Source organism: Yersinia intermedia (assembly GCF_900635455.1).
GTDB classification, from domain to species: Bacteria; Pseudomonadota; Gammaproteobacteria; order Enterobacterales; family Enterobacteriaceae; genus Yersinia; species Yersinia intermedia.
This window is the reverse complement of record NZ_LR134116.1, coordinates 3,934,510-3,947,144: the sequence shown is the minus strand read 5'-3', so window position 1 is coordinate 3,947,144 and position 12,635 is coordinate 3,934,510. Positions and strand designations below refer to the sequence as shown.

Sequence of the window (12,635 nt, the reverse complement as noted above, 5' to 3'; positions counted from 1 at the left end):
AAAAGCTGAAAATATTTTTCTTCCCCAACTCTGGTTTATTACGGTGTCATATGTCTCAAGAACACAATTCATCTCAAGTCGACTTATCTCAACCTCATGTTGCTCAAGAGCATAATTCTAACCGTCGATTGAATAAGCAAGATTATAAAACGCTCACTCTGGCTGCATTAGGGGGCGCTTTGGAATTTTATGATTTCATTATTTTCGTCTTCTTTGCTGCGGTTATCGGCGATCTTTTCTTCCCGGTAGATATGCCTGAGTGGCTGCGCCAGGTGCAGACATTCGGCATTTTTGCGGCCGGTTATCTGGCTCGCCCATTGGGCGGTATCATCATGGCGCATTTTGGCGACCTGGTTGGCCGTAAGAAAATGTTTACTCTCAGTATTCTGTTAATGGCCTTACCTACGTTGGCGATCGGTATGTTGCCGACTTATGCTTCGATTGGTATCGCGGCCCCATTACTGCTGCTCTTGATGCGCGTGTTACAAGGTGCGGCAATTGGCGGTGAAGTCCCCGGAGCATGGGTTTTCGTGGCTGAACATGTACCGCGTCGGCGCATCGGGATTGCCTGTGGTACGTTAACGGCCGGTTTGACTGCGGGGATCTTGCTGGGGTCGCTGGTGGCTACCGCTATGAATACTGTCTTAAGTCCTCAAGCCATCTTAGCCGGTGGTTGGCGGGTGCCATTCTTCCTGGGGGGAATTTTTGGTCTGTTCGCGATGTATCTGCGCCGTTGGTTGCAAGAAACACCTATCTTTAAAGAGATGCAGGCACGTAAAACTTTAGCCGATGAGTTGCCACTGAAATCTGTCGTGGTTAACCATAAGAAAGAAGTGTTTGTTTGCATGTTGCTGACCTGGTTGCTCTCTGCCGGGATCGTAGTAGTTATCCTGATGACCCCGACGTATTTACAAAAGCAGTTCGGTGTACTGCCCGCGCTGGCATTGCAGGCCAATAGTTTGGCGATTGTCGCGCTGGTGTGTGGCTGCGTGATTGCCGGGCTGGTCATTGACCGCTTTGGTGCCAGTAAAACCTTTATCGTTGGCAGCCTGATGTTGGCGGCATCCACATGGTCGTTCTACCACACTAATTTGACTGATCCAACCCAGCTCTTTACGCATTATATGATGGCTGGATTCTGTGTCGGCATCGTCGGTGCGGTACCTTATGTGATGGTACGTGCATTCCCGGCAGAGGTTCGTTTTACCGGTATATCCTTCTCTTACAATGTGGCCTATGCCATTTTTGGTGGTCTGACACCGATTGTGGTGACCCTATTAATGAAGATGACACCAATGGCCCCGGCCTATTACATGCTGTTGTTATCGCTGGTAGGGGTGCTGTTGGGGATTTATCTGCGTAATGATATTAATAGCGATGTTAAAGTGCCTCTGCCAAAGAAAGCTCTGGCTGAGTCCGTGGGGGATTAAATAAATCTCCCTGCCAGGAAATAGCCCATAACTTTATGGGCTATTATTTGCCCGGTATAATTTAAAATTCATTCTTAAAATTAAAACCGACCTTCTGTTTGACGCGGGCCGAAGGTTGAGAAATGACTTGAGAGTACAATGTGCGAGCACCCTGTTGTTGTAAATATCGGCCCAGTTCTCTGACTGCCGCCGTGCCCGCGCCTCTTACGGTTCCTTCTCGGTCAGGAAATAAGACATAGTCTGGCAGGGTTGCAGATGCGACCAGTTCAACTTCATCTAGGTTATTAAAACGGTCAGCAAGTACTATCGCGATAACTCTTCCTCGCAGTTTAACAATTACATATATTTCACCGGGGCGATGAAGAGAGAGTCTTCGATTGATAATACCCGTCACAATATTTCCAGCGCGCAGCAGTTTTATGCGGGCATCATTCATTTCATCTGTAGCTGCATCTGCATTGGCGGCTTGAGCGGGGTAACTTCGGTCATACTGCTGTTCCCAGTGAGTAATGGTTTCTTTCAGTTTTTTCCGCATCGCTTTGGCATTACTCACTGCTACACTTGAAAGTTTTTCTTCTTCCTCTGGTGTCGGTGTTGGCAGCACTTCTATTTCGAATTCCAATTCAGGTTGCTCGACGAGTTCACCTTGTGAAATGATTATTGGAGTCGTCGGTCTAAAGACGAAAGTCTCTAATAACAACTCATAAATGCCTAATGGTAATAGCTCCACCTGTGATGGTGATTCATTAGATGAATAAAAAACGCTGAAAGATATATAACTAAGCTGAGCATAATCAAAAGCGGTTTTAATATCAGCAAAGGCATTATTAGTGGTTCTATCGGTTACTTTTTCTTTTATAGCTTGGATTAGCCTATTTTCTACTGCTTGATTTTCTACGGCAACGCCGGTACTTCCTGTCCTTATTATTGAATCGACTAATTGACCAAAAAATGCAGTATTCCAGGTTTCTAAACTATTGCCAAATAACAAGGTAAAGTCAGTCATAATCTCCAATGTCCAATCAATACAATGGGGCCTTATTTGACGTATTGGACGAGAGTTAAATAAAGAGTGGAGCGAAACCATGCAGGTTTTAGCTACCGCCGGGAGACTGAGAGATTGCTTCCGTTGACTGCTATCTATATAAGTTAATGTCATGTAGTTATCGACCTCATCAGGCATCTGTAACTCTTCTTCTTTGGCGGACTTTGGTTTTAGTGGGGAACTGTTTCCGGCAATATGTAATGTTTTTCCTTTTGTATTATGGTTAAAAAAATCATCTGCACTGAATACAATGCTATTCAATTGTTGGCATTTACCTCGAATAATATAATTATAAATATTTAAAAAAGGAGTAAACGCACAGAGTATCTTACTTGTTTGTCCTAAATCTCTTTTTTCCCAATCTTTATCTCCTGTATCAGCGGTAAGTATGGTTTTTGCGATAACTAAAGGTTTATCTTTATTGTAGTTAGTTATTACTATCTCTGGAATTGCACTAATGCCATTATCCCAATCAAAGAAAATGATTGGGGATATATTTACTAAGTTATTTCTCAATGTTTGAATGTACTGTACTTGTGCAATATCTTTTTTCATTTGTATAATGAAAGATAGGTTGTCGCTGCGATCATAATGTTCAAAATAAAACTTAGTGTTCATTTTTTCGTTATAGAATTCAACTCTACTATTATTAATGTTAATAGTGGCATCGTTAAATAGCGAAAGAACATAATTATCACCTTCGCCTAAATTCATAGTATTAAAAACCAATAAAACTTGCTTATTCTTCAGGCGTTCATCACTCCAGTATTCTTTAAATACATCAGCAAGTTTTATGGTATGGCTATTTATAATGACACATTGCTGATCACAATTAAGACCTTTTATTTCTGCCACCTTGATGCTAGTGATTGCATCACTCATTTCCAGTGCTTTTAGGCTATTATCAGTAATGCTTTCGGTTAACTTAAAAAAAGGGGCATTGAAATTATCATTCCTGTAGATTGTTGCTATCATTCCTTTGGGTATTGTGATGGATTGAATACTATCATTATGAATAGGTAGTACTTCTCTGTTAGACTCAATGATGGCTTCTATATCGTGATAAAAATCTATTTGTTGATTAGATGCTAAACAAGTACTGTCTCCTTGAAACTCATCTTCTGTATAAAAACAGATTGCCGGTGCTATTTGATATGAGTTTATCTTTTTATAAAACCCTGATGATTTTAGTTGCTGTAGATTAATATCATTCTTTAATGTTATTTTTCTACCAGAAAGATCAATATCATCATAAAGGGTTACAATCATGCCCAGCGGAACCGAAATTGATTCTATTTTATTATTGAATTCATCATTATAAGCAGACATTGATTCATTCTCTGCTGCGCAAAATGATTCCCCACTAAAATCTGCCAGTTCATAAAAACAGACTTTCGCCTCACTTGAATAGACGGATTCTGATATCATTAATATAGCGCTTATCAATAGTTTTGTGACTATTTTCATGGGCTATCCCTTAAGTCTATTAATTGGAATATTTAATATTACTTACCTCGACTTGATGTTATATGATTTGTTTTTTATTTACTTTATCAATTTTTATTCTTCTATTTAATTATTTTGTAATATTAATTTTAATCAAATAATCTATTTTTTTAGACGTGATAAATAAACATAAAAAACCCCTGAACATGAATAGTCAGGGGGAGTTAAATTTAAACTTCCTACGTGAACTGTAATTAAACTACATGTCGTGCTGTCAAAGTTTGAGTCGGTTCGCCAATTGGCAGCACGGTGCGGCCATATTGTTCGTTCAACACTTCAGCCATTGCCAAATAGATTGCACTGGCACCACAGATAATGCCTTCGAAGCCCGCAAAGACCAGCAGCGAATGGTTACCAGTAAAGTTACCCACTGCCAGTAGAGCAAACAGTACTGTTAAGCTACCAAAAACAAATTGTAAGGCGCGGTTAGCAGGCAAGGTGCCGAAGAACATAAACAGGGTGAAGATGCCCCAAAGACCTAAATAAACGCCGAGGAATTGTGCATCAGTTGCTTCTGCCAGACCCATTTTAGGCAACATCAGCAAGCCAACCAAACTTAGCCAGAATGCGCCGTAGGAGGTAAATGCGGTTGCGGCGAAGGTATTGCCTTTTTTATACTCCAGCATACCTGCCAGAATTTGTGCCAGACCGCCGTAAAAAATCCCCATACTCAAAATAACAGAGGTCAGGGGGAAGAAACCTGCATTGTGTAGGTTGAGCAAGACGGTTGTCATCCCAAAACCCATCAGGCCTAACGGGCCAGGATTTGCCAACTTGGTGGTGTTCATAAGTCCTCTGCAATTAACAGAATGCTAAAAAATGGATAATTATCCGAATAAGTATCAAGCGCCTGAATGACCAAAAAGTCGTCGATTCCTTCAGTGCGCGCCGCATCATAATGATCCAGGCGGTTGGAAACAATGATCTCAAGGGTGATAAAAAGTAATTTTTTTTCATCTGCCCCCTTGATGCTGCGTTTCGTGGCCCCATCTTATTCCCAACCGCAGGGACTAATCGTGGATCAGCGGACACATGCATCAGTAAAATATTGGGCATGAAAACATTGATTAACAAAATACGGGCAGTTGAAAAAAAACAATCCGCCCACATATAGATTAGTAACTTGACCGAATATGACTTTTTAGTGGAGGCGTTTTAGATGGGTAAAATTATTGGTATCGACTTGGGTACTACCAACTCTTGTGTAGCAGTTATGGATGGCACTAAAGCTCGTGTGCTGGAAAACAGCGAAGGCGACCGCACTACGCCTTCTATCATCGCTTATACCCAAGATGGTGAGATTCTGGTTGGTCAACCGGCTAAACGTCAGGCTATTACTAACCCACAAAACACACTGTTTGCCATCAAACGTTTGATTGGCCGTCGTTTCCAGGATGAAGAAGCACAGCGTGATAAAGATATCATGCCGTATAAAATCGTGGCAGCCGACAATGGTGATGCTTGGGTTGAAGTAAAAGGCCAGAAAGTTGCACCACCACAAATTTCTGCTGAAGTTCTGAAGAAAATGAAGAAAACAGCGGAAGATTTTCTGGGTGAACCAGTAACTGAAGCTGTTATCACCGTACCGGCTTACTTCAACGATGCTCAGCGTCAGGCAACTAAAGATGCTGGTCGTATCGCAGGGCTGGAAGTAAAACGTATTATCAACGAACCAACCGCAGCGGCACTGGCCTACGGTCTGGACAAAGAAGTTGGTAACCGTACTATCGCGGTTTATGACCTCGGTGGTGGTACTTTCGATATCTCTATTATCGAAATCGACGAAGTTGACGGTGAAAAAACCTTCGAAGTTCTGGCAACCAATGGTGATACTCACCTCGGTGGTGAAGACTTTGATAGCCGTCTGATCAACTACCTGGTTGATGAATTCAAGAAAGACCAAGGTATGGATCTGCGTACCGATCCACTGGCAATGCAGCGCCTGAAAGAAGCCGCTGAAAAAGCAAAAATCGAGCTGTCTTCAGCTCAACAGACCGATGTCAACCTGCCGTACATCACGGCTGATGGTAGCGGTCCAAAACACATGAATATCAAAGTGACCCGCGCTAAATTGGAGTCACTGGTAGAAGATTTGGTTAATCGTTCTATTGAACCACTGAAAGTGGCTTTACAAGATGCTGGCCTGTCTGTTTCCGATATCCAGGACGTTATCCTGGTAGGTGGTCAGACTCGTATGCCAATGGTTCAGAAGAAAGTTGCTGATTTCTTCGGTAAAGAACCACGTAAAGACGTTAACCCAGATGAAGCTGTAGCAATTGGTGCAGCAGTGCAGGGTGGTGTTCTGTCTGGTGAAGTGAAAGACGTTCTGTTATTGGACGTTACCCCACTGTCACTGGGTATTGAAACCATGGGTGGTGTGATGACCCCGCTTATCACTAAAAACACCACTATCCCAACTAAGCACAGCCAGGTGTTCTCTACTGCAGAAGACAACCAGTCTGCGGTAACCATCCATGTGCTGCAGGGTGAGCGTAAACGTGCTCAGGATAACAAGTCTCTGGGTCAGTTCAATTTGGACGGTATCCAGGCTGCTCCTCGCGGTATGGCGCAAATCGAAGTGACCTTCGATATCGACGCCGATGGTATTCTGCATGTGTCTGCTAAAGACAAGAATACCGGTCGTGAGCAGAAGATCACCATCAAGGCATCTTCTGGTTTGAATGAGGAAGAGATCCAGAAAATGGTACGTGATGCTGAAGCTAACGCAGAAGCAGACCGTAAGTTTGAAGAGCTGGTTCAGACCCGCAACCAGGCTGACCATCTGATTCACGGCACCCGTAAACAGTTGGAAGAAGCCGGCGACAAACTGCCAGCAGAAGACAAAACTGCGATCGAAGATGCTTTGAAAGCGCTGGAAGCTGCTCTGAAAGGCGAAGACAAAGCTGAAATTGAAGCGAAAACTCAGGCTCTGGTGCAAGTTTCTGGCAAATTGCTGGAAATGGCTCAGCAGCAGCAAGCGGCCGCAGGCGGTGATGCTGGTGACACCAGTGCTAAGAAAGAAGACGACGTTGTAGACGCCGAATTCGAAGAAGTAAAAGACAAAAAATAATCGCCCTTAAGCGGGCACAGCAGTGGTAGGCCTTACTGTTGCTGGAAACCAGCACGGGCGTCGAGGAAACTCTACGCCCGTGCACGCATGTTAAGGGTAGGAAAAAAAGAGAATGGCGAAGAGAGATTATTACGAGGTTTTAGGCGTTAAAAAAGACGCTGATGAACGTGAAATCAAAAAGGCCTATAAACGCCTGGCAGTAAAGTATCACCCGGACCGTAATCAGGACGAGAACGATACCGGTGAAAATTTCAAAGAAGTTAAAGAAGCTTACGAAATTCTGACTGACCCACAAAAACGTGCAGCATACGATCAGTATGGTCATGCAGCCTTTGAACAAGGTGGTATGGGCGGCGGCGGTTTTGGTGGTGGCGGTGGTGCTGATTTTAGCGACATTTTTGGTGATGTTTTCGGTGATATCTTTGGTGGTGGTCGCCGTCAACGTGCTTCCCGTGGTTCCGATCTACGCTACAACATGGATCTGACCCTGGAAGAAGCCGTGCGCGGTGTGACTAAAGAAATCCGCATCCCAACGCTGAATGAATGTGATGTTTGCCATGGTAGTGGCGCTAAGCCGGGGAGTTCACCTGTCACTTGTTCGACTTGCCGTGGTGCAGGTCAGGTACATATGCGTCAAGGGTTCTTCACCGTCCAGCAGGCGTGTCCTACTTGTCACGGCAATGGTCAGATCATTAAAGATCCTTGCAACAAGTGTCATGGGCATGGCCGTGTTGAAAAATCAAAAACACTGTCGGTTAAGATCCCCGCAGGTGTTGATACCGGTGACCGCATTCGCTTAAGCGGCGAAGGTGAAGCAGGCGAACATGGCGCGCCAGCAGGTGATTTATATGTTCAGGTGCAAGTTAAAGCGCACCCAATCTTCGAACGTGAAGGCAATAACCTGTATTGTGAAGTGCCAATTAACTTTGCGATGGCAGCCTTGGGCGGCGAGATTGAAGTCCCAACGCTGGATGGGCGGGTTAAGCTGAAAGTTCCTGCGGAGACCCAAACCGGCAAGCTGTTCCGCATGCGTGGCAAGGGTGTTAAATCTGTACGTGGCGGAAGCCAGGGTGACCTGTTATGCCGTGTTGTGGTTGAGACACCAGTCCATCTGAGCGAAAAACAGAAACAGCTACTGCGCGAACTGGAAGAGAGTTTCGTCGGAGCTGCGGGCGAAAAAAATAGTCCCCGCTCCAAAAGCTTCTTAGATGGCGTTAAGAAATTCTTTGACGACCTGACTCGCTGATCAATGGGTTGTTAACCGGCGAGTAAAGCGCAAGAAAACTAAAAATCCTCGATTAACCTCGGGGATTTTTTTCATCTCCGACTGACTATTATGTGTGAACCAGATCATTAATAGATCGGTTTTCCCGATCATTTAATGCAATAAAAACGACTTTTTTCGAGTTGAAGACTATTCTAAAATTGATGCATTGATTCGCCGAGCACAGGCTCACTGTCCGATGTAAGGAGTTATTCATTGTGACAAACATGATCCGTCAATTTTTACGCCAAGAGGCTGCTGGTGGGCTGATTCTAATTTTTGCTGCCACCGTCGCCTTATTTATGGCTAACAGCCCCTTATTTAGCATTTACCAATCATTTCTTGATGTACCGGTATCGGTAAAGATAGCCTCGCTGGATATCAGTAAGCCACTATTACTGTGGATTAATGACGGTTTAATGGCGATATTCTTCCTGGTTGTCGGGCTGGAAGTTAAACGCGAGCTGATCGAAGGCTCGTTGGCTGGCCGCGATAAGGCGGTATTCCCAGCGATTGCAGCATTAGGTGGTATGCTGGCACCGGCTTTGATTTATCTATTATTTAACGGTGCTGATGAGGTTACCCGCCAGGGTTGGGCAATTCCGGCGGCTACTGATATCGCCTTTGCGTTAGGTGTAATGGCCCTGTTAGGAAACCGAGTTCCAACCAGCCTTAAAGTCTTTTTACTGGCACTGGCCATTATTGATGACTTGGGTGTCATCATCATTATTGCGTTGTTCTATACCCATGCGGTTTCACTACAAGCCCTGACAATTGCTGCCGCGGCTATTGCGCTACTGGCATACATGAACTGGCGTGGAGTAGGGAAGACATCAGCCTACCTACTGGTGGGATTAGTATTGTGGGTCTGCATCCTCAAATCAGGTGTGCATGCGACCTTAGCCGGTGTCATTGTCGGCTTTATGATACCGCTGCATACGAAAAATAATCGTTCGCCGTCAGAATCGCTCGAACATGGTTTGCACCCATGGGTTGCCTACTTAATTCTGCCATTGTTTGCATTTGCCAACGCGGGGGTTTCGTTGCAAGGGGTTTCTCTCTCTGGGCTGACATCATTGCTGCCGTTAGGGATAGCAAGCGGCCTATTTATCGGTAAGCCACTGGGGATTTTCCTCTTTAGTTGGCTAGCGGTTAAGTTTGGGGTGGCTAAACTACCTGACGCAATAAACTTTAAGCAGATTTTTGCTGTATCAGTGCTCTGTGGTATTGGTTTCACAATGTCGATATTTATTGCTTCATTGGCATTTGAAGGCGCGGAGCAGGCCCTGACAACGTATTCTAAACTCGGAATATTGTTAGGTTCGACCATCGCCGCTATTGTCGGTTACAGCTTGTTGCGTATGGCCTTGCCGGCGAAAAGAAAAGCGGTGAATTAATCGGCTTTTACACTGATGGCGTTTTATCACCGCCGGTGTGAGGGTAATGACACCGGCGGTTTTGTTTGGCAATTCCTGACTCACAGTTAGTGTGGTCTCAGAACAAGGACCGTTTGTCGTGGATGGAGCCATGTATCTGCCCGCGATATGTTAAGGGGATAACAACATGCGAATGTCACATATCAATTTCAATCATCTTTATTACTTTTGGCAGGTCTGTAGAGAAGGCTCTGTTGTCGGTGCAGCCGAGGCGTTATTCCTAACGCCACAAACAATTACCGGGCAAATTAAAGCGTTGGAAGAGCGCCTGGGCGGTAAATTATTTAAGCGCCAGGGGCGAGGCTTGGTGCCATCAGAACTGGGGCAGTTGGTCTTTCGTTATGCGGATAAAATGTTCATGCTCAGCCATGAAATGCTGGATATCGTTAACTACCGTAAAGAAGCTAATCTGTTGTTCGATGTGGGTGTGGCCGATGCATTATCCAAGCGTTTAGTGAGCCAGGTACTGGAAACGGCCGTCGTTGAGAATGAAAAAATTCATCTGCGCTGTTTTGAATCGACCCACGAAATGCTGCTGGAGCAGTTAAGTCAGCACAAGCTGGATATGATTCTGTCCGATTGTCCGGTTGATTCCAGCCAACAAGAAGGGTTGTTCTCTGTTAAGTTGGGCGAATGCAGCGTGAGTTTTTATTGTCGTCAGCCTATCCCGGATTTACCTTTCCCTGCTTGTTTGCAGCAAAAACGTTTGCTGATACCGGGCCGTCGTTCCATGCTTGGGCGCAAATTGTTGAATTGGATTAACAGCAAAGGGCTACAGGTAGAGATTCTGGGGGAGTTTGATGACGCGGCACTGATGAATGCTTTCGCTATTTATAACAATGCTATTTTTGTCGCACCGACAATGTACGCTGCTGATACCTATGCTAAAGATGACCAGATTGTTGAAATTGGCCGCTTAGACAGTGTGCAGGAAGAGTATTACGTGATTTTTGCCGAGCGGATGATCCAACATCCGGCAGTACAACGAGTATGTAACAAAGATTTTTCCGCGCTTTTCAGCGGCTAACTATCCCCGTCATCTTTCAATATGCAGGAGTGTTGGCTGCCATCACTCCCCCAATCCATTGAGTTATCTCAACTCCTTGGATTCATTTCGTTGCCGCCTACCTGCAACTCGAAATCTATAGGGTATAGATCGGGCTGACAGTAAAGAGGTTAAATTGTAAGCAATATCAATCATTGGATATAAAAAAACCGGCCTAGGCCGGTCTTTTTACTAAGCAATCGACGTAATGCAATTACTGCATTGCGTTGATTTGCGCGACTAAGTTTGACTTATGGCGCGCTGCTTTGTTTTTGTGGATCAGACCTTTACAGGACTGACGATCCACGATTGGTTGCATTTCATTAAATGCTTTTTGCGCTGCGTCTTTATCGCCAGCTGCAATTGCCGCATACACCTTCTTAATGAAGGTACGCACCATTGAGCGACGGCTAGCGTTATGCTTGCGGCGTTTCTCAGACTGTACGGCGCGTTTCTTAGCTGATTTGATATTAGCCAAGGTCCAACTCCCAAATATATTCTATTGAGGACAATTCAAAGGCCGAGGAATATGCCCTTTTAGCCTTCGTTTGTCAATGGATTTGTGCAAATAAGCGCCGTTTGTACGGGCGGCACTTGCTACGTTGTGATGGAGCGGGATTTTACCAGCTTCACACTGCGGAATACAGTCTTTCGAAAGAAAAATCCACAGTTCACTGCCTTGAAGGGATTCGACGGTGGTTCTTGTAAAAATCTCAGCCTGCTTCTGTATTCAAACTCCGTGCGCATTCTACAGGATAAAGTGAGTAAAAGGGATTTTACCTGCACAATATTGGCAAAATGGTATGACTTTCGGTTAAAGGTACCAATCGCGGGTTAACCTTAAGGGCTGTACAAGGTATAATCCGGCGATTTCCACTGTTTTGAGCCAGCTATGGAGCTAATTCGCGGTATACATAATATCCGGGCACGCCACCATGGTTGCGTGCTAACTATCGGTAACTTTGATGGTGTCCATCGTGGACATCAGGCCTTATTGGAGCAGCTAAAGCGTGAAGGTCGGCGCTTAGGGTTGCCCGTAATGGTTATGATATTTGAACCGCAACCTCTGGAATTGTTTGCAGCGGACAAAGCACCAGCAAGGCTGACACGCCTGCGGGATAAAGCCAGATATCTGGCCGAGGCCGGCGTTGATTATCTGTTGTGCGTAAAATTTGATCCGCGTTTTGCCGCTAATACTGCGCAAGCTTTCGTTGCCCAGTTGCTGGTAGATAAGTTGGGTGTTAAGTTTTTAACTGTTGGTGATGATTTCCGCTTTGGCGCAGAGCGTCAGGGGGATTTTCAGCTGTTACAACAAGCCGGTGCTGAATTTGGTTTCGATGTTATCAGCACAGATAGCTTTTGTGATGGTGGGTTGCGCATTAGCAGCACCGCTATTCGTCAGGCACTGTTTGATGATGATTTGGTGTTGGCTGAGGCGTTGCTTGGCCACCCCTATAGCATTTCCGGCCGAGTGGTTCATGGTGATGAGCTGGGGCGGACGATTGGCTTCCCCACGGCGAATTTGCCGTTAAAACGTTTAGTCGCTCCGGTGAAAGGAGTGTATGCGGTTGATGTGTATGGCTTGGGTCCAGAGCCATTACCCGGTGTTGCCAATATTGGCACCCGGCCTACCGTTGCTGGTGTTCGCCAGCAGCTAGAGGTTCATCTGCTGGATGTAACTATGGATCTTTATGGGTGCCATATTGACGTGGTGCTCCGCGCGAAATTGCGCAACGAACAGCGTTTTGCTTCGCTCGATGCCCTGAAGCAGCAAATCGCCCATGATGTGGTGACGGCCCGAACATTTTTCGGGCTAAAGACACCGGTTTAATATTTCTA

Annotated in this window: 9 protein-coding genes; 6 read left to right on the top strand and 3 right to left on the bottom strand. The window is 45.1% G+C overall.

Annotation, left to right across the window (positions count from 1 at the left end; all coding sequences use genetic code 11):
• The first annotated feature begins 50 nt into the window (after nucleotides 1–50).
• The gene (locus EL015_RS18055) at nucleotides 51–1,430 is read left to right on the top strand and encodes an MFS transporter (RefSeq protein ID WP_032907911.1); all 1,380 of its coding nucleotides are present in this window, start codon (nucleotides 51–53) and stop codon (nucleotides 1,428–1,430) included.
• 61 nt (nucleotides 1,431–1,491) lie between these two features.
• On the opposite strand, the gene EL015_RS18050 is transcribed toward EL015_RS18055, so the two are convergent.
• Entirely contained in the window at nucleotides 1,492–3,942 is a 2,451-nt protein-coding gene (locus tag EL015_RS18050) for a peptidase inhibitor family I36 protein (RefSeq protein ID WP_032907912.1), read from the bottom strand.
• A 233-nt stretch (nucleotides 3,943–4,175) separates the two neighbouring features.
• A complete protein-coding gene (satP, locus tag EL015_RS18045; protein WP_005192450.1) occupies nucleotides 4,176–4,769 on the bottom strand; it encodes an acetate uptake transporter in 594 nt (197 codons plus the stop codon).
• A 371-nt stretch (nucleotides 4,770–5,140) separates the two neighbouring features.
• Here satP and dnaK point away from each other — a divergent pair, with 371 nt between their 5' ends.
• The 4 genes from dnaK to nhaR all read left to right on the top strand — a co-directional run bounded on the left by dnaK (nucleotide 5,141) and on the right by nhaR (nucleotide 10,778).
• Nucleotides 5,141–7,051, top strand: a complete 1,911-nt coding sequence (gene dnaK / locus EL015_RS18040; protein ID WP_005192452.1) for a molecular chaperone DnaK — start codon at nucleotides 5,141–5,143, stop codon at nucleotides 7,049–7,051.
• Between the two features lie 112 nt (nucleotides 7,052–7,163).
• Complete coding sequence (dnaJ, locus tag EL015_RS18035; protein ID WP_005192454.1) at nucleotides 7,164–8,297, top strand: molecular chaperone DnaJ; 1,134 nt, start codon at nucleotides 7,164–7,166, stop codon at nucleotides 8,295–8,297.
• A 236-nt stretch (nucleotides 8,298–8,533) separates the two neighbouring features.
• A complete protein-coding gene (gene nhaA / locus EL015_RS18030) occupies nucleotides 8,534–9,712 on the top strand; it encodes a Na+/H+ antiporter NhaA (protein WP_032907913.1) in 1,179 nt (392 codons plus the stop codon).
• 166 nt (nucleotides 9,713–9,878) lie between these two features.
• Nucleotides 9,879–10,778: a transcriptional activator NhaR gene (nhaR, locus tag EL015_RS18025; RefSeq protein WP_032907914.1), complete on the top strand. Its 900-nt coding sequence runs from the start codon at nucleotides 9,879–9,881 to the stop codon at nucleotides 10,776–10,778.
• A gap of 232 nt (nucleotides 10,779–11,010) precedes the next feature.
• On the opposite strand, the gene rpsT is transcribed toward nhaR, so the two are convergent.
• Complete coding sequence (gene rpsT, locus EL015_RS18020; protein WP_002220715.1) at nucleotides 11,011–11,274, bottom strand: 30S ribosomal protein S20; 264 nt, start codon at nucleotides 11,272–11,274, stop codon at nucleotides 11,011–11,013.
• A 414-nt stretch (nucleotides 11,275–11,688) separates the two neighbouring features.
• Between rpsT and ribF the strand changes: the two genes are divergently transcribed.
• Nucleotides 11,689–12,627: a bifunctional riboflavin kinase/FAD synthetase gene (ribF, locus tag EL015_RS18010; RefSeq protein ID WP_032907916.1), complete on the top strand. Its 939-nt coding sequence runs from the start codon at nucleotides 11,689–11,691 to the stop codon at nucleotides 12,625–12,627.
• Nucleotides 12,628–12,635: the final 8 nt, after the last annotated feature.

Excerpts from the sequence above, each read along its gene's own strand:
- EL015_RS18055 (WP_032907911.1), top strand. The coding sequence starts at position 51 with ATGTCTCAAGAACACAATTCATCTCAAGTCGACTTATCTCAACCTCAT.
- EL015_RS18050 (WP_032907912.1), bottom strand. The coding sequence starts at position 3,942 with ATGAAAATAGTCACAAAACTATTGATAAGCGCTATATTAATGATATCA.
- satP (WP_005192450.1), bottom strand. The coding sequence starts at position 4,769 with ATGAACACCACCAAGTTGGCAAATCCTGGCCCGTTAGGCCTGATGGGT.
- dnaK (WP_005192452.1), top strand. The coding sequence starts at position 5,141 with ATGGGTAAAATTATTGGTATCGACTTGGGTACTACCAACTCTTGTGTA.
- dnaJ (WP_005192454.1), top strand. The coding sequence starts at position 7,164 with ATGGCGAAGAGAGATTATTACGAGGTTTTAGGCGTTAAAAAAGACGCT.
- nhaR (WP_032907914.1), top strand. The coding sequence starts at position 9,879 with ATGCGAATGTCACATATCAATTTCAATCATCTTTATTACTTTTGGCAG.
- ribF (WP_032907916.1), top strand. The coding sequence starts at position 11,689 with ATGGAGCTAATTCGCGGTATACATAATATCCGGGCACGCCACCATGGT.